Raw genomic sequence first — 561 nt, forward strand, 5'->3', positions numbered from 1 at the left:
CCGGGGTGGAGACAGTGTCTGGTGGGTAGTTTGACTGGGGCGGTCGCCTCCCAAACAATAACGGAGGCACGCAAAGGTTCCCTCAGCCTGATCGGAAACCAGGCGTCGAGTGCAAACGCATAAGGGAGCTTGACTGCAAGACAGACATGTCGAGCAGGGACGAAAGTCGGCGTTAGTGATCCGGTGGTTCCGCATGGAAGGGCCATCGCTCATTGGATAAAAGGTACGCCGGGGATAACAGGCTGATCGCGCCCAAGAGTTCATATCGACGGCGCGGTTTGGCACCTCGATGTCGGCTCATCACATCCTGGGGCTGAAGCAGGTCCCAAGGGTACGGCTGTTCGCCGTTTAAAGTGGTACGCGAGCTGGGTTTAAAACGTCGTGAGACAGTTTGGTCCCTATCTTCTGTGGGCGTAGGAGACTTGAGAGGGCCTGTCCCTAGTACGAGAGGACCGGGATGGACGCACCCCTGGTGGTCCTGTTGTCACGCCAGTGGCACAGCAGGGTAGCTATGTGCGGAAGGGATAACCGCTGAAAGCATCTAAGCGGGAAGCCTGCCTC

The 561-nt window shown here is 57.9% G+C and carries 1 rRNA gene; it reads left to right on the top strand.

The features are described 5' to 3' along the window. Positions 1 to 561 (top strand): 23S ribosomal RNA (locus tag V6B97_RS17125); the annotation flags it as partial.

This window comes from Nitratidesulfovibrio sp. 1201_IL3209 (assembly GCF_036763125.1).
In the GTDB taxonomy this organism is placed as follows: Bacteria; Desulfobacterota; Desulfovibrionia; order Desulfovibrionales; family Desulfovibrionaceae; genus Cupidesulfovibrio.